The 23239-nt window shown below is 60.4% G+C and carries 22 protein-coding genes; 20 read left to right on the top strand and 2 right to left on the bottom strand.

Features of this window, described 5'->3' with window-relative positions; all coding sequences use genetic code 11:
* The first annotated feature begins 27 nt into the window (after positions 1–27).
* The 20 genes from PIN31009_RS27625 to PIN31009_RS27525 all read left to right on the top strand — a co-directional run bounded on the left by PIN31009_RS27625 (position 28) and on the right by PIN31009_RS27525 (position 21597).
* A complete protein-coding gene (locus PIN31009_RS27625) occupies positions 28–2190 on the top strand; it encodes a portal protein (RefSeq protein ID WP_150792157.1) in 2163 nt (720 codons plus the stop codon).
* Between the two features lie 20 nt (positions 2191–2210).
* Positions 2211–3221, top strand: coding sequence for a hypothetical protein (locus PIN31009_RS27620; protein ID WP_150792156.1), 1011 nt, complete (start codon positions 2211–2213; stop codon positions 3219–3221).
* 39 nt (positions 3222–3260) lie between these two features.
* Positions 3261–4514 (top strand): P22 phage major capsid protein family protein, encoded by a 1254-nt coding sequence (locus tag PIN31009_RS27615; RefSeq protein ID WP_150792155.1) that lies wholly within the window; start codon positions 3261–3263, stop codon positions 4512–4514.
* Between the two features lie 61 nt (positions 4515–4575).
* Complete coding sequence (locus PIN31009_RS28055) at positions 4576–4929, top strand: hypothetical protein (protein WP_174997418.1); 354 nt, start codon at positions 4576–4578, stop codon at positions 4927–4929.
* 12 nt (positions 4930–4941) lie between these two features.
* Entirely contained in the window at positions 4942–5442 is a 501-nt protein-coding gene (locus PIN31009_RS27605) for a packaged DNA stabilization gp4 family protein (protein ID WP_150792154.1), read from the top strand.
* A gap of 9 nt (positions 5443–5451) precedes the next feature.
* Positions 5452–6081, top strand: a complete 630-nt coding sequence (locus tag PIN31009_RS27600) for a hypothetical protein (protein ID WP_150792153.1) — start codon at positions 5452–5454, stop codon at positions 6079–6081.
* Positions 6082–6085: 4 nt separating this feature from the next.
* Positions 6086–6406 (top strand): hypothetical protein, encoded by a 321-nt coding sequence (locus PIN31009_RS27595; protein ID WP_150792152.1) that lies wholly within the window; start codon positions 6086–6088, stop codon positions 6404–6406.
* A gap of 6 nt (positions 6407–6412) precedes the next feature.
* On the top strand, positions 6413–7867 hold the full coding sequence (locus PIN31009_RS27590) for a packaged DNA stabilization protein (protein WP_150792151.1): 1455 nt from the start codon (positions 6413–6415) through the stop codon (positions 7865–7867).
* Positions 7867–8607 carry a hypothetical protein gene (locus PIN31009_RS27585; RefSeq protein WP_150792150.1) on the top strand — a complete coding sequence of 247 codons (741 nt, stop codon included), beginning with the start codon at positions 7867–7869 and terminating at the stop codon, positions 8605–8607. The genes PIN31009_RS27590 and PIN31009_RS27585 overlap by 1 nt, the downstream gene beginning before the upstream one ends.
* Before the next feature lie 48 nt (positions 8608–8655).
* Entirely contained in the window at positions 8656–9147 is a 492-nt protein-coding gene (locus PIN31009_RS27580) for a DUF2824 family protein (RefSeq protein ID WP_150792149.1), read from the top strand.
* Positions 9107–9847 (top strand): hypothetical protein, encoded by a 741-nt coding sequence (locus tag PIN31009_RS27575; protein WP_150792148.1) that lies wholly within the window; start codon positions 9107–9109, stop codon positions 9845–9847. The genes PIN31009_RS27580 and PIN31009_RS27575 overlap by 41 nt, the downstream gene beginning before the upstream one ends.
* 9 nt (positions 9848–9856) lie before the next feature.
* Positions 9857–11269, top strand: a complete 1413-nt coding sequence (locus tag PIN31009_RS27570) for a hypothetical protein (protein ID WP_150792147.1) — start codon at positions 9857–9859, stop codon at positions 11267–11269.
* A 1-nt stretch (position 11270) separates the two neighbouring features.
* The gene (locus PIN31009_RS27565) at positions 11271–15044 is read left to right on the top strand and encodes a hypothetical protein (RefSeq protein WP_150792146.1); all 3774 of its coding nucleotides are present in this window, start codon (positions 11271–11273) and stop codon (positions 15042–15044) included.
* A 3-nt stretch (positions 15045–15047) separates the two neighbouring features.
* A complete protein-coding gene (locus PIN31009_RS27560; RefSeq protein WP_150792145.1) occupies positions 15048–17297 on the top strand; it encodes a glycosyl hydrolase family 28-related protein in 2250 nt (749 codons plus the stop codon).
* Between the two features lie 40 nt (positions 17298–17337).
* Positions 17338–17637 carry a hypothetical protein gene (locus tag PIN31009_RS27555; protein WP_150792144.1) on the top strand — a complete coding sequence of 100 codons (300 nt, stop codon included), beginning with the start codon at positions 17338–17340 and terminating at the stop codon, positions 17635–17637.
* Positions 17634–17924 carry a hypothetical protein gene (locus PIN31009_RS27550; RefSeq protein ID WP_150792143.1) on the top strand — a complete coding sequence of 97 codons (291 nt, stop codon included), beginning with the start codon at positions 17634–17636 and terminating at the stop codon, positions 17922–17924. Before PIN31009_RS27555 ends, PIN31009_RS27550 begins: the two co-directional genes overlap by 4 nt.
* Positions 17908–18366, top strand: coding sequence for a D-Ala-D-Ala carboxypeptidase family metallohydrolase (locus tag PIN31009_RS27545; RefSeq protein ID WP_150792142.1), 459 nt, complete (start codon positions 17908–17910; stop codon positions 18364–18366). The genes PIN31009_RS27550 and PIN31009_RS27545 overlap by 17 nt, the downstream gene beginning before the upstream one ends.
* Positions 18363–18662 (top strand): hypothetical protein, encoded by a 300-nt coding sequence (locus tag PIN31009_RS27540; RefSeq protein ID WP_150792141.1) that lies wholly within the window; start codon positions 18363–18365, stop codon positions 18660–18662. The genes PIN31009_RS27545 and PIN31009_RS27540 overlap by 4 nt, the downstream gene beginning before the upstream one ends.
* A 276-nt stretch (positions 18663–18938) precedes the next feature.
* Complete coding sequence (locus PIN31009_RS27530; RefSeq protein ID WP_150792140.1) at positions 18939–20369, top strand: MBOAT family O-acyltransferase; 1431 nt, start codon at positions 18939–18941, stop codon at positions 20367–20369.
* Between the two features lie 7 nt (positions 20370–20376).
* Entirely contained in the window at positions 20377–21597 is a 1221-nt protein-coding gene (locus tag PIN31009_RS27525; RefSeq protein ID WP_150792139.1) for an alginate O-acetyltransferase AlgX-related protein, read from the top strand.
* A 7-nt stretch (positions 21598–21604) separates the two neighbouring features.
* On the opposite strand, the gene PIN31009_RS27520 is transcribed toward PIN31009_RS27525, so the two are convergent.
* On the bottom strand, positions 21605–21826 hold the full coding sequence (locus PIN31009_RS27520; RefSeq protein WP_150792138.1) for a hypothetical protein: 222 nt from the start codon (positions 21824–21826) through the stop codon (positions 21605–21607).
* On the bottom strand, positions 21823–23037 hold the full coding sequence (locus PIN31009_RS27515) for a tyrosine-type recombinase/integrase (protein WP_150792137.1): 1215 nt from the start codon (positions 23035–23037) through the stop codon (positions 21823–21825). Before PIN31009_RS27515 ends, PIN31009_RS27520 begins: the two co-directional genes overlap by 4 nt.
* Positions 23038–23239: the final 202 nt, after the last annotated feature.

The raw sequence follows: 23239 nt of genomic DNA, 5'->3' as shown, positions 1-23239 counted from the left end.
ACATCACACTGAGCCGCGAGGAACATCATGGGCAAGAGCAAAACAGAGATTCACAGCGCAGTCGTCGAGGCGTCCCTAGTCGAGTTCGACCGCGCATATTCCAGTCAGCAGGAAGTGCGACTGAAATGCCTTCGCGACCGTCGGTTCGTGTTCGTCGAGGGCGCCATGTGGGAAGACTCGCTGCGCCTCCAGTTCGACAACAAGCCTCGTTTCGAGGTGAACAAGCTGCACATGTCCTGTGTGCGCATCTTCAACGAGTACCGGAACAATCGCATTTCGGTGGAGTTCCGACCCGTCGATGACGCCGCGACGAGCCAGACGGCCGATACGCTGTGCGGCCTGTACCGAGCCGACGAGCAGCGCAGCGGCGGTCAGGAAGCATACGACAATGCTTTCGAGGAAGGCGTGGCTGGCGGCATGGGTGCGTGGCGACTGCGTAACGTCTACACCGACGAGTACGACCAAGACGACGACACGCAAAAGATCGTGTTCGAACCGATCTACGATGCCGACTCGTCGGTATTCTTCAGCCTCGACGGCAAGAAATACGACAAGTCCGACGCTCATCGATGCTGGGTGATTTCAGCGGTAAGCCGTGATGCATACGCGGAGAACTGGGGTGAACCCGGCGAAGCGGATCCGTACGGGAAAGCAGGGATCGTGCTGCCGAGCGCGTCGTCGTTCAAGAAGGTGCAGAAGATGACGGAGTTCGACTGGTATACGCCGGACGTCATCTATGTGGCCGAATATTACTGCGTCGAGGAAATCCGCAAGCGCGTGCATGTGTTCCGCCTGAACAATCAGCAGGGCAAGGATACGAAGGTGCCCGAAGCACAGTTGACGGATGAGTACCGCGAAAGCTTGGCGGCTCAGGGATACACCGAAATTCGGGTGCGCACGGTGAAAGAGCGCCGTGTTCACAAGTGGATCCACGACGGCACCCGGGTGCTTGAAGATTGCGGCTATGTCGCCGGCCCGAACATTCCGGTCATTCCGTTCTACGGCAAGCGCGCGTACATCGATAACATGGAGCGCATCATGGGCCATGTTCGTCTCGGCACCGACGCACAACGCCTGTTCAACATGCAGATTTCGCTGCTGGCGATCATCAATGCGCTGGCACCGCGCCGTAAGCCGATTTTCCTACCCGAGCAGATCAAGAACCACGCCGCTACGTGGGCGAGCGACAACATCGACGATAACCCGTTCCTGCTGGTCGACCCGATCAAGGGCGCCAACGGTGAAAAGGTTCCGGCTGGCCCGATCGGTTATACCGAACCGCCGCCGGTGCCGGAGTCTCTCGCGGCGCTCATGCAGGTCTCGTCGAGCGTTATTCAGGAAGTCACGGGCGAGCAGCAGGCAGGCGAGCAGATCGTCTCGAACGTGTCCGCCAAGGCCGTCGAGCTCGTGCAGAACAAGATCGACATGCAGTCGTTCATCTACATGGACAACATGAGCAAGTCGATGCAGCGAAGCGGGGAAGTCTGGCTTGGCATGGCGCGAGAGATCTACGACGAGGAAAATCGCACGATGCCCTTCGTCGGGAAAGACGACGCTCGGTCGAATATCAAGCTCAAGCAGCCCAAGATGGTCGACGGGGCCGCACAGGTCGTGAATGATCCGGCGACGGGCAAGTTCGACGTGTTGGCCGACACCGGTCCCGCGTTCAAGAGCCGCCGTGATGCCACCGTTCGTGCGCTCGTGGGAATGCTCCAGTTCATCCAAGATCCGAAGATTTCCAGCATCGTGACGTCGTTGATCCTCACGAACATGGATGGCGAGGGGCTGGATGACCTGCGCGAGTTCCTGCGCATGCAGCTTGTGACGGAAGGTGTCGTTCAGCCGACCGAAGAAGAGGCCCGCAAACTGGCTCAACAGGCTTCCCAGCAACAGAACCAGCCGCCGAGCCCGCAAGATCAGTGGTTGATGGAAGCTGCTGGCAACGAAGCGGCCAAGGCCGGGAAGACGAAAGCCGAAACGCTCAAGACGCTGGCCGACGCCGCAAACTCGCGCGCGGACGCAGTTGCCAAGCTGGCGAACGCCAAAAACGATCACCTGCAAACTGCCATCCAGATCCTGCAAACCCTCATCGCTACCACCGGGCCGGCGGCCGCTGCTGCGAGCGCTGTACCAGCGCAACCTGTCGCGAACGCGCCCGATCAAGGCGCGCAGCCCGCAATAGCCCAGTAAGCCGTTTAGATTGGTCATTCTTGTTGGTGTGCCTCACGGTTGGTAGAAACCAGCCTGAGGCCACCGTGGCGCCTTTAAGCCGCGAGTCGACAGGGATCTATATGCAAACGGCAGACCAGCTTACGACGGATGAGAACGCCAACGACGAGGTGCTCGACAATGGCACCGGCACCGAGCCGGCAGCCCTGACGGGCGACGCTGCGAACGACGATCAGCCCAACGGCACTGACACTGCCGCTGAAGGATCGACGAACGAAGGCGACCAAGACGAAGGTGCGTTCGAAATCCAATTCGGCGATGAGGCCCCGCCAGCCTCGGATGAACAACTCAACGGTGCCCCCACTTGGGTGCGCGACTTGCGCAAGCAGAACGCTGAACTTCAGCGGCAGGTGCGCAAGTTCGAAGCACAGCAGGGCGCGGCAGCAACCCAGCAACCAGAAGTCCCCACGCTCGGCCAGAAACCGACGCTCGAGCAGTTCGACTACGACGAAGCGAAATTCGATGAAGCCCTCGGCCAGTGGTACTCCGACAAGGCCAAAGTCGACGCCGTCCAAAACGAACAACGAGCAGCGGCGCAGGCGCGCGAGCAGGCCGCAGTCGAACGCCTGAACGGCTACCGCCGTGAAGCGACCGAATTGCGCGTCAAGGACTATCAGGACGTGGAAAACGATGTGGTGGCGGCACTCACCGTCGAGCAGCAAGGCATTGTGCTCGCCGGCGCGGACCGCCCCGCCGCGTTTGTCTACGCGTTGGGTCGCTACCCGAACAAGCTCAAAGAGTTGGCTTCCATCAAAGATCCCGTCCGGTTCGCATTTGCCGCGGCGAAACTCGAAAAGGAACTGAAAGTGACGCCCCGCCAATCGACCAAAGCAGCGCCCGAAGGGCGCGTGACCTCCGCAGCCGGCACACCGGCCGTCGGAGGCGGTGAGAAAAAGTTGGAGCAGTTGCGAGCCGAAGCGGAGAAGACCGGGGATTACTCCAAGGTCAACTCCTACAAGCGGCAATTGAAGCAGGCGCAGTCGCGCCGCTGACAACTGCTCTCGATCAAATCCGATTGAGGGAAAGCGAAAATGGCAAACAATTTCAGCAAGGAAGAACGGGTCGCCTTCGAGCAGCTTCTGGAAGGCTTTGACGACGCACTCGTCATGTCGCGGCTGGTCAAGAAGTACACGACCAATCAGCAGGGTATGGAGCGGTCCGCGGACATCATCTGGCGTCCGCAACCGTACATCGCCAAGTCGTATTCGGGCTTGGACCAGACGGCCAACTTCAACGGCTATACCCAGTTGTCGGTTCCCGCTTCGATCAACCGTTCGCAGTCGGTGCCGTGGACGATGACGGCCAAGGAACTGCGTGATGCGTTGCAGGAAAACCGCTTGGGGGATTCGGCCAAGCAGAAACTGGCCTCTGACATCAACGTCGCCGTGAACAGTTCGGTCACGTCCCTCGGCTCTCTGGTCGTCAAGCGAACGTCGGCCGCAAGTGGCTTCGACGACGTGGCAGCGATCGACGCGATCTACAACGAGCAGGGCATCGGCATGGACGAGCGCTATGCTGCCTACTCGTCGCGCGACTACAACGGCATGGCGAGCAATTTGGCCGCACGCCAGACGTTGCAAGGCCGTCCGGAGACCGCGTACGACAAGGCATACGTCGGTGAAGTGGCGAACTTCGGCGTGTTCAAGATGGACTATTCGCCGCGCATCATCGCTGCGGCCGGCGGCGCGATCACCATCGGTGCGGCGAACCAGTACTACGTGCCGGCGGCCACCGTCGCAGCGTCGTACGGTGAGGTGACCAACGTCGACAACCGTTTCCAGACGATCACCGTCAGCGCAACGGCCGGCGTCGTGGCTGGCGACTGTTTCACCGTCGCGGGCGTGAACTCGGTGCATCACATCACGAAGCAGGACACGGGCCAGCTGAAGACCTTCCGCGTCGTGTCGGTTGTCGACGGCACGCACCTTCAGATCACGCCGCCGTTCATCAGCGCGCAGGGTGCATCGTTGGCTGAAGTCTGCTACCAGAACGTGACGGCCACCCCGGCCAACAGCGCGCCGATTACTTGGCTCAACACAGCCGGTTCGGCTCTCAATCCGCACTGGAAGATGGATTCCGTCGAACTGCTGCCGGGCCGCTACGAAGTGCCGACCGACGCCGGTGTTCAGGCCATTCGTGGCACGACCGATCAGGGCATCGAGGTCACGCTGACGAAGTTCTTCGACATCAACACGTATGTCACGAAGTACCGCGCCGACATCTATTTCGGTGTCGCCGTGCTCAACACCGAGATGTGCGGCGTTGAGTTGTTCAATCAGGTGTAAATGCCTGCCGGCGGCTTGGGCGTCTCGCACGCCCGGCCGCCGTTTTCACGAGGTGACCCCAATGAAAGGATTCCATGAAGCGACGATGATGTTTCGCGTCGGCAGCGAACAGCGCCTGCATGGCGTCGATGTCGACACGATCATCGTCGAAGCCGTCGAAGTGCCGGACATGCTTGCCGAAGGCTGGCACCCCTCGCCGACGGCGGCCCGCGAGGCAGAGGCGAAACGCCTGCGCGAGACCGAGGAGCGCCGCGAGCGCGAAGCGAAGGAAGCGGCCGAGCGTCAGGCGTGCGAAGAAGCAGAACGTGCAGCAACCGTGGCTAAGGCAACTGAGGGGGCGGCCAAGGAAGCGGTGTCGACTGATAAGCCAGCGAAAGCCGGGAAGGCTGACGCGAAAGCCGGGAGCGGCGCGTAAGCGCCCCGCGTCATGGCAACGAAGAAGGAAATCATCGACGACGCATATGCCGAAATCGGGCTGGCTGGCTACACCTTTGACCTGAGCGCAGAGGAATATTCGTATGCGCTGCGTCGTCTCGACTGGATGGCCGCGATGTGGGATTCACAGGGCATCCGCGTCGGCTACAACCTACCCGCAAGTGCGCGCGCCAGCGATCTAGGCGACGACGCAGGCATTCCCGACTGGGCTTTACAGGGATTTGTCACGAATCTGGCAGTGACGCGCTTGGCGTCGATGAAGGGAAAGACGGTACCCCCTCAGCTTGCGCAAGTTGCCGACGATTCATATCAGGCGCTCCTCACCGGCAGTTTCGAAATCCCGCAGATGCAGATGCCGCGCCATATGCCGATCGGCACCGGAAATCGCCGAAACACCAAGAATCAGCAGTTCTTCGCGCCGGTCGACCGCATCACGACGACCGACGATGACCTTCTTCAGCCTACCGGCAATCCTTGGCCGGACAGCAATTGAGGCCTCGACATGGCAAACATCAACCAGCTTTCGGCAGACACAAACCCGCAGCTTTCCGATCAGGTAGCGATCTGGAGCCAGAACAACGGGCAGGCGCGCAAGGTAAGCCTCGGTGCGCTTCTCGATCTCTTGCAAGCGAACCTCCAATTGCCGGATGGACTCTTGAACGCATCTTCGCTGTATTCCTTGATCCGCTCGCAAGCTGTGGCGCTTCCCGTCGGCACGGTCGCTGTCACCGTTGCGCCGTTCGACGCGAACGGCAACACCGTTCTGAACATCGGCGGCCAGTCGCTGACGCTGAATGTGTTGACCGGCGTCATGCAGGCGACGCGCGATATCGCGGCCGCTGACTTCTGGGTGGCGCTCGACGGTTCACTGCCCGCTGGCCGAACGCTGACCTTGCAGCTTCAAACGGGGCCTGTCGGTGGCCCGTTGCACACGTCGCAGTTCCAGACGATTAAGGCCGGTACCGGGAACGCAGACTGCTTCCACTTCTCCGGCGTACTGCGCAATCCGAATAACGTGAACGGACGCATCAACGAAGGCGACATCATCCAGTTGATCGCCTCTGCGGACGCCTCAACGACCCTTTCTATTTCGCGCGCATCGGTGACTATGCGCCCTCTCGACGGAGTCTGACACCATGGTTAAACAGCCTTTCTCGCCGGCCTATGGCCAGACGCAAACTGTCACGGTGTCGAGCACGCCGACCCCTATCACGGTCGATCCGCTGGCTAAGCAAGTGATGTTCACGAACGCGAATGCATTCATCGTCTTCGTGCGGTGCTACGACGTCGCGAATCCGGTGGCCGCAACCGTGAAGGATTACCCGATCCTGCCCAACTCGAAAGAGGTCATCACGAAGAACGGCACGTTTGGCGGCATTTCACTGCTCAGTACGCTGGTGAACACTGGGCCGGTCCTCGTGACGCCGGGAGAGGGTTATCTGAGCGCCACAACCTGACGAACCATGCAGATCCCACTGAGCGACGGCACATACGCCGACATCGGCGCTGATTTCCGCACCTCGTACCCGCGCAACCTCGTGCCGGTGTTCAAGGACACCGGAATTTCCAAGATGTACTTGCGCACCGCAGAGGGCATAACACGCTTCGATGTCAACGCGCCCGTGATCTACGGTGCGTGCCGTGGTGCTGTCAACTGGAATGGCACCTGCTACCGCGTGCTCGGCCCCAATCTGGTTTCCGTCTCATCGACGGGGCTCGTCACAGTTCTTGGTGAACTCAAGAACGACAATCTGCCGGTCTCCATCGTTCACGGGTATGACAATCAGGGGATCGGCATCGTGAGTGCCGGGAAACTCTATTTCTACACGATCCAGAAGCCCGACGGCACCACGACGAGCACCCCAACGTTACAGGAGTGCACGAACCAGAATGTCGGCACGCCGACAGACGTCACATGGATGGCAGGCTATTTCGTCCTGAGCGACGACACCGCGATTTACGTCACCGACCTCGATAACCAGTTCAACATCAACTCGCAGAAATTCGGCAGCGATTCCAACTCGCCGGACAAGCTCAACGGAACGCTGCGATTCCGCAATGAACTGTACGGGTGCAATCGGTACACCATCGCCGTTTTCGACAACCAAGGGGGCACCGGTTTCCCATTCGTGCAGAACGTCGGCGCCACGATTCAGAAGGGTGTCCTCGGCCCCCACGGGAAATGCCTCACCAGCCAAGGATTCGCATTCCTTGGCAGCGCGGAAGACGAAGCGCCGAGCGTATATCTAAGCGCTGGGCTCGGGCTCGCGACGTCGATCGCCTCGCGCGAGGTGCAGACGGTCATCGGCCAATACACCGATGAGCAGCTTTCCAAGGCAACGCTCGAATATCGGGGTGAGAAGGTGCAGCAGTTCATCTATCTGCATCTGCCAGATTACACATGGGTTTACGACGTCATGGGATCGCAGGCCGCACAGAAGCCGATCTGGTTCATGCTCGACTCCAGTGTCGACGGCAGCGGGCCGTGGCGGGCGTGGCATCCGGTGTACTGCTACGGCAAGTTCCTGATGGGCGACAAGATCGATCAGCGCGTCGGTTATATCGACCCGTTGACCGCCCAGCAGTATGGTGAGCGGGCCCGTTGGCAATTCGACGTCGCGTTCATGTACAACGGCGGAAAGGGCGTCATCGTAAACGCCGTCGAACTGATCGGAACGCTCGGCTATGCCGACCTGAAAGAAAATCCGACTGTCAGCATGCGATATACCCTCGACGGCCGCAAATGGAGCGTTGATAGGTACATCTCGTTTGGGCGCCAAGGGCAGACCGACAAACGCGCACAATGGCGCCCGGCGTTCTCGTTCAAGAACTTCTGTGGCTTCCGGTTCTCGGGCTTCAATGCCGCGCCGGTGTCGATGGCTGCCCTCGAAGTTGATCCTGAACCGTTGAGCGTCTGATGGATATCGATATCGTCACGCCCACCGCGAACCGAAAGGAACTCGCAGAGGCATTCGGCCAGAACCAGACCGCCGTGCGCCGGCTGGAAGACATGACGCGCGACATTCGCGTCACGCTACCGGACGCCGTAGGTCAGGTGGACGATACCGCGCAAAAGGCGCTCGATCTTGCCGAGGCTATCCAGCAGCTTGCCTTTGTGATTCTGGGAACGGTCACCCCGACTTCCCCTAATGCCAAGTCATTGACGCAGGGGGAAGGGATCTCCATCACCACGAACGGCACGCAGGTCGTGATATCCCTCACGGTGCCCGTGCTCACAAAAGACGGTGGCACCGGCCTCACGAACATCGCGCGACATGCTGTCATGATCGGGGCCGACGCTGATCCAGTACGAACCGTGAGCCCGACGAGCATAGGGCAAATGCTTGTGACGACCGGCCCGACGTCAGATCCTGCCTTTTCCAACAAGGCCGATCTGATCAACGGCACCGTGCAGGGTTGTACCGTCACGACCGGGACGATCGACAACACCCCAATCGGCGCAACAGTCCCAGCGAGCGGCGCATTTTCCTCTGTCACGGCGGGGGAGGCTGCGCGCCTGATGAGCACGTCTGTATCGCTTGCTAACGCGGCAGGCGCGGCAGCCGGCACCCTCACAAATGCCCCAGTCGCGGGCAACCCGACGAAGTGGATCACCATCAACGACAACGGTGTGGCGCGGCGAATCCCGAGCTGGTAAGCCATTGGTCATTCGTGAATTGTCACGTCTCGCCGCGTACATTTCGCCATGATTCGTCCCCTGTTTGATCCGATCATCGTCAACAAGGTCTATCGAATGCCCGAGATTCTAGGGCGTATTCGACATGACGACTGGAGTCCCGAGTTCGAAAATAGCCCCGATGTTGGATATCTGGGGGCTTGGGCGGGAGACATGTTCTGCGGGTTCTTCATGATCCGCGAAAAGAGCCGCATCGACGTCGAGGTACACGCCTGCTTGTTACCCGACGCTCTGCCCCACAGCCGCGTACTGGGCGCCGAGGTTTTGCGGTTCATATTCAACGCGAGTTCTGTGCTGCGTGTCAGCGCGCCAATCATCGGAAATCTGGTGAGCGCGATGAACTACGTCAGACGCTTGGGTTTCCAGCAGGAAGGCGTCATACGCGGGTGCTGCCGAAAGAATGGCGAACTGCTCGATGTCGTTCTGTTTGGACTGACGAGAACGGAATTCGAGGCGAACAATGTCATTTATTACCAAGGCCGTCGGTGGGCTCGTCGGTGACCTGACCGGTGCGAACGCGCAGGCAGACGCCGCGCAAAACGCATCTCAGGCTCAGCAACAGGCCGCAATGGCCGGCATCGACGAACAGCGGCGCCAGTTCGACGCAGTTCAAAAGCTTCTCGCGCCATTCGTCAACGCCGGCACCGGCGCTATTGGCAACTATCAGGGCGCACTCGGGCAGCTCGGAAACATCACTGGCGCCAACGGCAGCACGGCGCAACAAGGTGCCCTCGACGCGCTCAAGACCAATCCCCTATACACCACGGCCATGGACCTCGGCCAGCAGGCCATCCTCCAGAACGCAAGCGCGACGGGCGGATTGCGCGGCGGCAACACGATTTCCAGCCTTGGGTATCTCCCGAATCAGGTGCTCACGAATGTGATGGGTAACCAGATCGGCAACCTGCAATCGTATTTGCAGAGCACCGGCAGCCTTATGGGGCTTGGCGAGAACGCGGCGGCAGGCACCGGGAATGCAGGCATCCAGACCGGCAACAACATCACGAACCTGCTCGGCCAGATTGGCTCGTCTCAAGCCGGCGCATCGATCGCACAAGGCAACGCAGCAGCTTCGGGGATGAATGCGCTTGGCGGGATCCTCGGTATGAGCACCGGCGGATCGTCCATCGGCAGCCAACTGCTCGGCGCAGCGGGCAGCGGGATCTCGAGCGCGGCCAACTTCCTCATGGGTCTCTTCTAAGGAATCGTCATGGCAGATATTCAAGCCGCCGCGCCGACGCCGGTGAACTACACGGGGTTGCAGGTATCGGCCGACCCCGTAGGTGCATTCCAGAAAGCAGGGCAGATTCAGGCTCAGACCAATCTGCTGAACGCGCAGGCCGGGATGCAGCAAGCGCAAACCGCGATGCAAGGCGTTCAGCTTCAGCGAGCGATCCAATATCCGGGGATGCTGAAGAAGGCGTTCGAGAACCCCACGGCAGCTAACTTTGCCGCGCTGTCGGCCATGTTCCCGGATCAGCATCAGGCAATCACTCAGGGCTGGAGCACGCTGCACACAGGCCAGCAGCAAGCCGAGATAGATCAGGCGTCGCGCGCGTATTCCGCCTTGTCGAATAACCGCCCCGACGTGGCGCTCGATATCGCCCAGAAGAACCTGTCGGCGCTCCAGAACAGCGCACAAGACCCGAACAATCCGACCTACCAAAAACAGTTGTCGGACGCACAGAACGTCGTGAATCTCATCCGGACGGACCCCAAGGCTGCGCAGGGGCAGCTCGGTGCCGTGCTCTCGTCCGCGATGGGGCCGCAGGACTTCGCCTCGCATTTCTCGTCACTCATGACGCAGCCGGCAACGATTGCCAAGGCTGATGCCGAGGCGACGACCGCCGGCGCAAAGGCACAGGTCGCGCCGCAACAGGCTCAGGCCGACCTCGCGCAGACGCAAGCGAACGTCCAGAACACCATCGACCAAATCCAGCACCGGGCCGCAGCTTTCGGTCTCGACCAACAGCGATTCCAGACCGAGACGGCACTGAAGATGCAGGAACTGCACTACAAGCAGATGGTGCCAAATATGGCCCCGGGTATGGCTGAGCAGCAAGCTACGGCAGTCGCCAGTTCGCAGCAGTTGCAGCAATCCGCAGACCGGGCCGTTGGCATCGCCAGCCAGATTCAGGCGAAGGCGAAGGACGGCACGTGGGCAAATGTCGGTGTGGCTGGCGATGCGCAGATGTCATTGCAAAACCTGCTCGGCTCGCAGGACGCCGTGAACGACCTGAAGAAGGAATATGCCTCGATGCGCGCGAGCGCATTGTTCGGCGTGGTGCAGGGCGGCCGCACGACCGATGCCGACCTCAAACAGATCGAAAAGGGATTCCCGAAGGACAACGCCGACCCGCAGCAACTTGCCGCGTGGCTGAATGCCTACGCGAACGTGCAACGCCGCATGGCCGTCGTGAACGATGCAAAAGCTGACTGGATCAGCGGCGCCGGCACGATGGGGCGTATGCCGCGTGATGCCAACGTGCTTGGCGTGCTGGTTCCGGCCGGCACCTCCTTTAACGACTTCATGGCGCGCGGCCTGAAAGGTGCGCAGTTGAACGTCACCCCACCGAACGCTGCGCCGGGCACGATGCCGCGTTATATGCAATACGGGAACTGACATGGCCGATTACAACGTCAGCGCCTTTCCCGTCAGTTTCAAGGACGCCACATATGACGCGGCGGACAAGGCCGCTTCCGCAGCGCACGGCATCCCTGAAGGCTGGCTGAACAATATTCGTCTGCAAGGCGAGAAAAGCAACGCCGATCAGGTGAGCAGCGCCGGGGCGCGCACTCCTTATCAGATCACCCGGAAGACGCGCGATGCAATCATCGACCAGACCGGTGTCGATCCGTGGTTGAACCCGGGCGCGGCTGCCATGGGGGCCGCATACCTTCTCAAACAGTCCGCAGACCGCAATGGCGGCAATGAGATTCTCGCGACGGCCGAGTATCACGGCGGCACGAACCGTGAGAATTGGGGGCCGAAGACGATGGCGTATGCCAAACGCGTCACCGGCGCGTCGCCGAACAATCCTGACGCGACGCCATCGTTCGCCCAACCGAACGGCCAGAATCCTTACCAGTTGCAGGCTGCGCCAGACGTTTCCAATCTCGGCGCGGGTATGCCGACGTCTTCGTCTCCGAGTCTGTCGAAGGTCATCGAAGCATACAGATCTGGGCAGATGCCGCCGGACGTCGCCGCCGAGTTCGAGCGCGATGTCGACGCTGGTCGCATTCTTCTGCCGCGTGACGTGAAGATTAAAGCCCCCACTGCGCCAGCAAATAATGTCGAACCCGTGTCGTCTGCCGCTGCGGCTCCGACTGAGCCCGGGCAACCGGCAGCCGTTGGGCAGCCGATGCAGATTCCTGCTGGCGCTGTGACAGCGTTCAACAACGGGCAGATGCCGGCCGATGTGCGTTCTCAGATGCAGGCGGATATCAAGGCTGGGCGTGCCGTTCTGCCGCAGGGAGCGTCGTTGCAAGATCCCGATGCGCCGCCGCCGTCGCAAGGCGTCGTTGCAGATGTCGGTCGGCAACTCGGCCTCACAGCGCGAGACGCAATTCAAGGTGCTGGGCATGTGGCTGGCGTCGTCTACGATCCAATCGCTGCGCTCATCAACGGGGCCGGTAGCCTCATCGGACACGATCCGAAAATTGCGCCTCTCGGCTATCAGGCCGAACAAGCTGCTAATGCACTCGGGTTGCCGAAACCGGTGGGTTCATTGGAGCGCGGCGTGAACGCGGCAGCGCAAGGAGCCGCCGAAGCAGGGACGTTTGCTGGCGCCGGGCGCGCGCTCGCCGCAGGTGCCGGTGCACTACCCGAGATTGTGGGGCAGATCGGTAAGACATTCGGCGCAGATGCCGGAAAGCAGGCGGTCGCAATGGCCGCAGGTCAGGCGGCCGCGCAACATGCGAAGGATGCTGGCCTGTCGCCAGCCGCGCAGGCAGCAATCAACCTCGGAACGATGGTTGCCACGATGGGCGGTGCGACGGCGGTGGAAGGTGCGGTGTCGAAGGCTCCAACTGCGATCGGAGAGGCAGCTCAACGCCTCTACCAATCATTCAAAGGCGAAGCGCCGCAAACTCCCGCAGCGGCTCGCGTCGAGCCGACGCTACCGAATCCAGCTGCTGATTCGACAGCGCCAGCATCAAACTCGTCATCTCCCGCGCCCAATACCGCACCTCAATTGGGGGCATCGATCAACCCCGGCGCACCCATAGTCACAAATCCTACTGTGGCTGCATTGCAGCAAGAAAAAGAGGCTCTTTTGCCGCTTGCTGCGAATTCGCCCGCGAAAGGAGATGCTTCAATTCGGGAGCAAATTGCAGCGTTAGAAGGGCGTTCTTTTGATTCGATTGAGGCACGGACGAAGGAATTACAAGGACAAGGTCTTAAGTTCAAGGATGCTCGGGCTATTGCGCAGCGACAGCTTTCCGATGAGATGACGTCCTTCCAAGCTACGATGGATCGTCTCCACGGGCAGCTTGCAAATGCACAGGATGGTTCGCGTGCGTTGCAGCGAATTCAGGAGATTGATTCTCAAATAGCTCAATTGCCTAACTCCACACCGGCATCCCTAAGTCAGATTGCGCAAGGGACTCAGAGGGCTTTTGCCGAGAGCGGTCGGCCTCAAGTTCCAGCAGCGTTGCCCGACGCTGCCACTGCCGCGGCTGCGCCGGCACTTCCAACGCCTGCGGCAGCAGCGGTCGAAACCGCAGCCGCTGGTGGTGCACCGGCCACCGCGGCGGCTACTCCGACGCCTGAGTTCATGGCCGCGTCTGACCTCTCCACACAAGCACGTAAGGCCGTCGGCGCTCAGGGTGCACCCTTCGGCATGGGGAAGGCGAGCGCGCGCGATGTGCTCGCCACGCAGGGTGCCCCCGACGCAGAGGCGTTGGCGGCGGCCGAGCGTCTGGGAATTGCTGACAATCTCCAGCCCGACCACCTGACGAGCAATCAGGCCTATCGGGAGCTCGCGCAGGCCATCAAGTCCACGCCGGGCAGTCTTGCCCGCGCTGACGAAATGGAAGGTCTTTCGCGCGTGGCTGAACGAGGCATGAAGATCGTCGAGGACGCAGGCGGCACGCGCGATTTGAGCGGCTTGTCGGCGCAGGTGAAAAACGACCTCGCCAACACGCAGGCACAACTCGAGCAGAAAGCTGATGCCCTTTACAAGGGTATCAAGGCCGATGTGCCGGCGACGATGCCGGTGGACGCGCCCAACGTCCTAGGGTTCATTGAGCAGCGCGCGACGGATCTTGGCGGCTCGAAGAATCTATCGACCATCGAGAAGATGGTTCAGTCGAAACTCACTGCGAAAGAAGAGCCGATCGTGGTGGGCGGCGCAAAGGTCTCGCCGTCGCAATTGGGCATGGAAGCACAGATGCAGCGGCCGACCTATGCGCTTCTGGACGATGTGCGTCGAAATATCGGCGCGGGCCTGAAGAACGAAGGGCCATTCAAGGACGCCGACAGTGGATTGCTGAAAGCTCTCTATGCACGCGTCTCCGAAGACCAGCGTGCCGCGCTTGCGAACTCCGGCGTGCCGAACGCTGTAGAGCGCTTCGACGCCGCGCGTGCAGCCGTCCAAATGCGAAAGGGGATCGAAGACGACATGACGTCGCTCTTCGGAAAGCAGCTTGGCGACTCCATCGTCGGAAAGCTCGGGTCCGCCGTTCAGTCACTTTCCAAGGGTGACGAAACGAAGTTCGTGAACCTGATGAAGGCCGTTCCGCCGTCGATGCGTCAGCAAGTGACGGCCAGCGGCCTGAACGCCGCTTTCGGCCGAGCCACGAAGAACGGCGAATTGAACTTCAAGAACTACGCGGACTGGATGGATGGCCTGAAGCGTAATTCCGGAGCTTTCAATGCCGTGATGGCAAACCTTCCGGCCGAGACGCGCCATCAACTGCTCGACCTCGCCAAGGTGTCCCGCTCGATCTCCAATGCGACGCGCGAAGCGATCACCACCGGTCGAATCATGGCTGTGCGCGATCAACTCAATGCGCGCGCCGAAGGGCTGATGGCGAACGTTCTCGAGAAGGCCCGCGAGGGTGCCGTCGGGGCGACGGTGGCCGGTGCCGCACACGTCGGTGGCCCGGTGGGTGCCGGACTGGCGCACGCCGTCATGAATGCCCTGTCGCGCGGGAAGCCAGAAGTCATGAAGGCTGCCGACGAACTCATCGTGAGCCCCGAGTTCGTCCAACTCGCGAAGAACTCGATCACTCCTACGAATCAAGAAGTTCGTGCGCTCGCCAACTCGCCGCAGATGCGCCGGTTCTTCAGTCTCACGAATTCCACCCTTCCCAACAGTGCGGCAGCCCGTGAGCAGTGGGTGCGCAGCGCAATTTCGTTCCTCAACCACCCGACCGCAAAAGAAACCAATAGGTGACACATGGGCGCAAACCTCACGAACCCGGTACCGATTTTCATCGACCTTGACGGGAACCCGCTGAATGGCGGGTTCATCTACGTCGGCGTCGCAGACACGGACCCGATGACGAACCCGGTATCGGTATATCAGGATGTCGAGCGAACGATTGCGATGACACAGCCGTTGCGAACGATCGACGGCATGGTCGCGGTCAACGGGAAGGCGAAGCAGGTGTTCGTCGGCGCGAATTCTTTCTCGCTGGCCGTGTTCGACAAGCAGGGGCGGCTTGTCATCTCGCTTCCGCACGGCGAAGACGGTGTATTGATCTCACTGGCCGCACCCGATGGCGTTACGCTGGTCGGCGGCGCACCGCGCGTCGCGAATTCCGTAGTGGATCTCCGGACCTTCCCGAAGACCGCAAATCCGTTCGCGATTGTCACGAGCTATTGGGGCGATGGCAACGGCGGTAGTGGCACCTTTCGGCGCGACCTGACCGACACGACGAGTGCCGACAATGGCGGTACGATCATCGTGGCCAACGACGGCTGCCGCTGGAAACTCTGTCAGGAATCGCCTGTCAGCGTGAAGCAGTTCGGGGCAAAGGGCGATGGCACCACGGACGACACGGACCGATTCAAACTTGCGCTGGCGTGGGCGGCGTCTCTGGGTGGCGCGAGAATCTTCGTGCCGGCCGGCGTGTACGTGCTGACGAACTTCGAGATCGATCAACCGCGTGTGATCTTCGAGGGCGACACCGGTGGCACGACCTACGAGAAGATTCCGGATCTGACGACGATCAAAACTCGGCTGATCCCGAGTGCATCGGCAGTGTGGGTGATGCGTCTGAAAGGAACATCGACAGGAGCGGCCGCACAAGGGTCAGGTTTCCGGAACATCCTGATTACGGACAGTGGGGCCACCGTTCATGACTACGGCTTGATCGTGGATAGCGCCGAGACGATTGCCGAAGATTCGACGGTTCAGGGATTCAAGTTCGGGGGTGTGATTCCGGCTGCTGGGAACAATAACGTTTTCCGGCGTGTGGCTTTCACGGGGGCCGCAAGCATGGGTTTCTTGGTGTCAGAGCATCAGGCCAAGACTTACATGCACCCGAATGTTCCGGATATCCCGGAAATTCCTAGCACGCTCTGGCAGATGAGCGAATGTGTCATTCGTCAAAACGAGTTCGGTGCGATGCTTCGCGACGGCATCGGCGCGAGTCTCGGCGACACCGTCATTGAGAGCAATCGACAGTCCGGTCTGTATGTCTACCGTACCGACGTCAGCACTGTGCGCGACATCACATTTGATCATGTTCACTTCGAAAACAACTATGACGGGTACGCGGGCGATCCTACCGGGTACAGCGTCGCCGGGAACCGTGCTTTCCTGATCGGAAACGCTTCGACCTATCTTGCGTGGTCCAACACATTGCAAGTCGCCTATCAAGTCGTATTGGACTCGCAAACGCACGGTGGTACGGGTGGCTCTGACACCTTGGACTTCCCCCGTTGTGCCATCAACTGCAATAGCATCTATCAGCGTGCCATTCTTGGCTTGTCGGGAACGAAACCGAAGTTTGATACGTTGAACCTCGGTGGTTCAGGTGATACCGACAATCTGATTCGAATGACTTCGGACGTCAATGGCGCGCTCTTCGTCGATCCGATTCCGGGCAACGATCCCACCGGCATCGTCCCTTGTTTGGCGGCCAACAACGGCGCGAATCTGGGCACGCGCGGTATCTACTTGCGCACGGGATCGAGAAGCGGTGACCTTGGAGCAATCTATCCTCAGGTCGGCGCGTTCGGTGGCCCGATTCACTTCCTCGGTCAGGTAACCGGCGATCCGCGCAACGCTGACGCGCGCATGCTCGACGATTATTTCGAGACGCTATTCGCCGGCCTTTGGCGCACCGACGGGGCCACGCCGTTCAACGTCTTGAGTGAGACGAGCTATTTCACGAAGATCGGGCGTTTCGTGAAGGTCCAATGCCGTGTCACCGTGCAGGTCAGTGCCACTACATCGACGCCGCAGACGCTCTATCTCGCTGGTGGTCTTCCACAAGGCGCAGAAAATTCTGGATTCCTCGTGGGCCAGACGTTCGTTTCTGCCCTGTCAGGCGCCACTCCTGTTGTGAACAACGGGCGTACCTCGACAATCACGAATACTACGACCACGATCATAGGCCTCGATCCGGTGTTCCCAGCGCTCACGCTGGGCCATCAATACCTGATCACGCTCGACGCGTCGTACATCACGAAGACCTGATCGGCTGAAGTTCGGGGGAATTATGGAAGAGCGGAACATCATGCGGAAATGGACGGTCAACTGGTCACTCGTGTTGACGGCGACCATGTCTGCCGGCGGTACTGCGTGGGCGGTCAACGCCTCGTATTTCGAACTGGTCGGGCGCGTGACGGCCGTCGAGTCGAAGAATGCCGAACAGGATCAGCACATGCAGCGCATCGAGCAGTCACAAACGAAGCTTGAGAACAACACGACGCAGCAGCTTCGCGACATCAGCAGCGACTTGAAGGAGGTGCGTAACCACCTCCTGAACAACGCGGCCGGCCAACGGCCTGATATCGCCCGATGGAGCCGTCGATGAGATTCCGCCATTTCTTCGTTGATGACCTGCGAGATGTCTGGAAACGCTGGTCGATATGGACGGGCGCAGTCACGCTGATCTTGCTGACCGCTATCCCGGTGATTGACGATCACTGGCCGGACGCTACCGGCGTGATCGTGTCTCTGTTCCCTACACACGGCAAACAGATCGCGCCGATACTCGGCATCCTGATCGCGGTGGCAGCGCAGTGCATCCGGCAAAAGGCAGTACTCGACGCGCTGCGTGGGATATTCAAGAAGGGAGGCGACGATGCAGACCGCAAATGACCTGACGTTGCATTTCACACTGGACGAGCTGACGCACAGCCAGACGGCAGATCGGCGTGGTATCGACAACACGCCATCGGACGAGATCGTCACGAACCTGATACGGGTTGCTCAGACGCTGGAGCGCGTGCGCGTTCTGCTCGGGAGTCGGCCGGTCAGCATTTCGTCGGGGTATCGCTCACCCGACCTGAATCGTGCGGTCGGTGGCGCGCGTAACAGCGCTCATCTCTATGGGCTCGCGGCGGATTTCATTTGCCCGGGGTATGGCACGCCGCTGCAAATCTGTAAGGCGATCGCCGCCTCCGGCATCGACTTTGATCAGCTCATTTATGAGGGCACGTGGGTGCACCTTGGACTCGCAAAAGCTGGAGAGAAGAGCCGACAGCAGGTGCTCACGGCGAAGTTCGCGAACGGGACAGCCTCATATCGGGAGGGGCTATGACCATCGTCGCTCTGTTGCGCAAGTTCGGCCCGTGGGTGCTTGGCATCCTCGGCGTGCTATTCGGTGCGTTCCGGCACCAGCAGGCGAAGACCGTAACGGCCGAAGCGGGGCAGAAGATGGCCGAGGCTGAACAGGCCAAAGCCCAGAACGACGCCGCGCTCGCCGCGGCGAATCAGGCAGGCGTGCAGACGGGCGCCGACAACACAAAGGTGAGACGCGATGAGGATTCTAATGCTGATGGTCTTCCTGCTGGCGACGCTGGCCGGGTGCTGCACGAGGAGTGGGGTCGAGACTGAGCCGCGCGTCGAGTATAAGACGAAGGTCGTAGACACGGCGTGTGACTGGACCAAGCCGATCTATGTCTCGAAGACTGACGTTCTGAGCGACCGGACGGCGGCCGATGTTCTCGCGCACAATCGGGCTGGCGCAAAAATCTGCGGTTGGAAACCGAATGGGAAATAGCCCATTTATTCCGAATGCCTGTAATTCCTGAATGTCGGCAGTGCTGAGGACCTTTATGCAAAAAATGGTAGCATCGTGGCAATTTTTCACGTCTCGCCACCATAAAGCCAATGGTATTCAGCAGCCTGATATTCCTCGGCCTTTTCCTGCCGATCACATTCGTTCTGTATTGCCTGATCACGCCTCAGCTACGCAATGTAGTGCTGATTCTCGCGAGCCTGATCTTTTACATCTGGGGTGAGTTTCATTTCGTCCTGCTGATGCTCGCGCTCATCGCAGCCAATTTCTGTTTTGGGATCGCTTTAAATCACGTCCGATGGCGTCTCGGCCTGTTGTGGATAGCGATCGCACTCAACCTTTGCGTGCTGGGCGTTTTCAAGTACGGCAACTTTGCCGTCGAGACGTGGAACCAGATCGCCGCGCCACTCGGCCGCGCGCCGGCCGTCGTCGACAGTATCGCGCTGCCACTCGGGATCTCGTTCTACACATTTCACGCGATTTCATATCTGATCGACATCTACCGCCGCAACGCGGAGCCGAACCGCAATCCCATTGAGTACGGGCTTTACATTCTGTTCTTTCCGCAACTGATTGCCGGGCCGATCGTCCGCTATAAGGACATCAATCACCAGTTGCGTCACCGCGCGCTCACGCTCGACAACGTGAGCGCCGGGATATTCCGGTTTACGATGGGGCTCGCCAAGAAGGTTCTCATCGCAAATCCGCTCGGCGTTATCGCTGACACCGGGTTCTCAGCGGCGCCCGGCGATATCGGTACGGGGTTCGCGTGGTTCGCGCTGGTCTGCTACACACTTCAGATCTATTTCGACTTCTCCGGTTACTCCGACATGGCGATCGGTCTTGCGCGCATGTTCGGCTTCAAATTCCCGGAGAACTTCAACTATCCATACAGCGCACAGTCGTTGCAGGACTTCTGGCGACGCTGGCATATCTCGCTCTCGACGTGGTTCCGCGACTACGTCTACATCCCGCTCGGCGGTAACCGGCTGGGGGCGACGCGTACCTATGTGAACCTTTGGGGCGTATTCTTGCTCACTGGGTTATGGCATGGGGCTAGCTGGAACTTCGTCATCTGGGGCGCGCTGCACGGGGCATACCTGACGATTGAGCGGGTGGTGGGGCGCGATGCCACGCGTCATACCGGCTGGCGCGGCGTCGTCTATCTGGCCTACACCATCCTCGCGGTGATGATCGCTTGGGTATTCTTCCGTGCGCACACGCTGGCCGACGCCAAGCATTACCTCTTGACGTTGGCCGGGATGCATACGTCAGCACTTGAGGGCATTACGATCGGCAGCGTCTACACACCGCAACTCGGCATCACGATGATTGCCGCCGTCGCACTGTCGCTCGGCCTATATCCGAAGCTGAATCACGTCGCGCGCCCGGTTACTCAGCGTCTGGTCGACGTGTCGATCGACGGCTATCTGCGCGTCGCCTTCGTGCTGCCGGTGCTGGCGCTGTGCCTGATGTCTGTCGGACTGGGCCAGTACAACCCATTCATCTATTTTCGCTTCTGAGGGCGCCATGATTTCTGGTAACGAGTCGTCGCGCCTGCCGCTGTCGAGCATCTGGAGAACCCTGAACGCGGCCGTGCTGCCGGTCGCATTCTTCTGCGCGCTCGCTGTGCCGGTGTTGAAATTCGGCGTGCCGATTCTGCCGGCTGGCACGATCCAAGAGAACCGCAAAATGGCCGCGCCCCCGAAGCCGATGGAAACGTATGGGTTCGAGAACGCCAACCAGTGGTTTTCCGATTTCAACAGCTGGTTCAATGACAACTTCGGCGGCCGCGACGTGCTGGTACATTATGGCGCCCGGGCCGACTTGATCCGCACCGGCGTCCCGGCAAATGCCAATGTCGTGCTCGGCAAGGACGGTTGGCTGTTCTATGACATGAACTACCAGAAGGGGCAGCCGCGCTTCGCCGAATACCTCGGGCGCAACCGGTACACCCCGGAGGTTCTCGCGCGCATGGGGGCGAATCTTGAGAAGGTGCGAAGCGCGCTATCGGCGTGCGGCATACCGTTCTATTTCGTGCTGGCGGCGGACAAACAGACGGTCTATCCGGAGAAGCTGCGGATGTCCTTTCCCGAGCAGCCGGGATCGCGCACAACGCAGTTCATGACCTACCTCTCGCAGACTTACCCGCAGATCAAGAGCATCGATTTACGCGGGCCGATGATCGCGGCCAAGGCGAGTGAGAAGGGAGAGTTGTATAAGCGCACGGATACCCACTGGAACGCGCTAGGGGCGTTCTATGGGTACAAGACGGTGACTGATAGGCTGGTGGCCGACGGCATCGTAAAGCCGACGTGGCATACCGACCGTTCGCGGTATCAGGTCACCGAGCAGCCGTTCGCCGGCGGTGACATTGCCATCAACATGCTATCCGTGGAAGGCATGTTCAAGGACTATGTCTATACGGTGACGAGCGGTACGCCGCATACCGGCCAATACTCGACGGGGCTGCCGAACTGGCCGGTGATTCCGGGCGACGACCATTTCGTATCATTCGAGAATCCCAGCGCTGATGGGACGCTATTGCTCTATCGCGACTCGTTCGGGGCCGAAATGTTCAGCTATCTGAGCGAAGACTACCGACACCTCTACACGACTCGCACGTGGATTGTCGACGGCAAAGACGTCGCCGCGGCGAAGCCCGATGTTGTGATCTTCGAAATCGTGGAGCGCTATCTCACGTACCTCGAACAGCCGCCTGTGAATCTCGGCGCCATGTGTGCAAAGTAACGAGCCGTCACCCCTTCGGCGGCTTCCACCCCGGGGGTCCGGCACTCGCCGGCGCCATTTCGTTGGCGCGCGTCACCTCGATTGCGCCCTCGGCGACCGGCTCATAGACGGCGGTCGGCTCAAACTTCGCGAACCACTCGGCCGCCATATTCGCGTCCATGCGGTGGTGCGTCTTCTTCCAGCGCGTGGCGCCGGGCTGCTGGTAGCGGTAGAAGTGCAGGGTGATCATTTCTCGGCGGTCCGGAGCGTGTCGAGGTAGTCGGCCCAGCGCTGCATGATGGCGCGCCGCTGCTGCACATGGCTCGTGCGGTTGTAGGCCCGACCGAGTGAGTCGCGCACCTTGTGTGCGAGTTGCGCCTCGACGTGGTCGACGTTCTCCTCGAGCACCTCATCCAGAATGGTCCGAGCCATTGCACGGAAGCCATGCCCGGTCATGATCGTGTTGTCATAGCCAAGGCTGCGCAGCGCTGCGTTCACCGTGCTATCACTCATGGGCCTATCGCTGCCGCGCGCGCCGCGAAACACGTACCTGTGCGTGCCGGTGAATCGGTGCAGTTCTCTCAGTAGCTCGACGGCCTGTGTCGGCAGCGGCACGATGTGAGGTCGCCCGTATAGCTTGCCGTCCTTGCGCCGCTTCATGCGCTTGGGTTGAATCACCCACAACGCCTCGTCCAGATCCACTTCGTCCCACTCGGCCATGCGCAGTTCGCCCGGGCGCTGGAACAGCATGGGGGCCAGCTTCAGGGCAATCCGTACGGTGTGCGTGCCCGCGTATCCGTCGATCGAGCGCAGCAGTTGCGTGACCTGTTTCGGGTCGGTGATGGCGGCGAAGTGTCGGACCTCTACTGGCTTGAGGGCGTCGCGCAGGTCCGCCGTGATATCGCGCTTGGCTCGGCTCGTGCCAATGGCATAGCGCATAACTTGCCCGGTGGTGTCGCGCAGCCGGTGAGCCGTTTCATGCTTGCCGTCGCGCTCGACCCGTAGGAGGGCTTCCAGAAGATCCGGCGGTTCCAATTCACCGATGCGCCGCTGTCCGAACCACGGGAAGGCATAGAGCTCGAACCGGCGTATGACCTTCTCGCCATACTTCTCAGTCCATCCTGATTTGACCTTGTCGAACCACTCGCGCGTCACGGCTTCGAAACTGTCATCGACCGTGATTCGGGTGGCGCGCTTCTCTGCCTTGCGCATCGCTCCCGGGTCGGCACCATTCGATAACTGCATGCGCGCGTCGTCGCGACGCTTGCGCGCCTCGGCGAGGGTGATCTCGGGATAGCTGCCGAGCGCCAGCAGTTTCTCTTTGCCGCCGAATCGGTATTTCAGTCGCCAGTGCTTCGAGCCGTTCGGCATGATCTGCACGTACATGCCGGCTGTGTCGGTGAGGCGATACTGCTTTTCGCGCGGCGCGGCTTTGCGCACCTCGACGTCAGTGAGGGCCATCTGTCGATTCCCGGTGATGTGGGGGTATCGAAATGCGGGGGTATGGCCTGCTACCCCCAGAGATACCCCCGGGCTTGTCAGTATTCAGGGGTATCAGATGGTACTACATGGGCAAATAAAAAAGCCGCCTAGCTATATGCTATGGCGGCTTTCGTACTTCATCGCATTCCCAGAAACAAGGGTCTGGTGCCGGAGAGAGGAA

Origin of the sequence: Pandoraea iniqua (genome assembly GCF_902459685.1) — a bacterium.
GTDB classification, from domain to species: Bacteria; Pseudomonadota; Gammaproteobacteria; order Burkholderiales; family Burkholderiaceae; genus Pandoraea; species Pandoraea iniqua.
This window is presented reverse-complemented; position numbering and strand designations above follow the sequence as displayed.